Here is a 362-nt window from a genome sequence, read left to right as displayed (position 1 = left end):
CGCTATGTCACCCAGGGCAATGGCTCTGCAGCCGCGGCTGCCTTGCTGGACGCGATCAACAAGCACAATGAACGCAACCCGGGCAAGGAGGTGGTGTACATCAATTACGCCGCGGTCGACCCCGACCTCACCAATAGCAAATGCAGCTTCTGGCAATTCCGCATTGATGCCAACTCGGACATGAAGATGGAGGCGATGACGACTTTCATGGCCAAGAAGCCGGAGATCAAGAAGGTCTACATCATCGGCCAGAACTACTCCTTCGGCCACCAGGTCACCCGCGCCGCGAAGGATTACCTGAAGCGCAAGCGCCCGGATATCCAGATCGTCGGCGATGACCTGCATCCCATCGGTCAGGTAAA

Annotated in this window: 1 pseudogene; it reads left to right on the top strand. The window is 57.5% G+C overall.

Annotated elements, in window-relative coordinates:
• Positions 1 to 362: pseudogene (locus JK635_RS28025) on the top strand (ABC transporter substrate-binding protein); the annotation flags it as partial.

This window comes from Neobacillus paridis (genome assembly GCF_016765675.1).
Classification (GTDB): Bacteria; Bacillota; Bacilli; order Bacillales; family Cytobacillaceae; genus Neobacillus; species Neobacillus paridis.
Note: the sequence above shows the minus strand (reverse complement) of the source record. Positions and strands in the feature narration are given on the sequence as shown.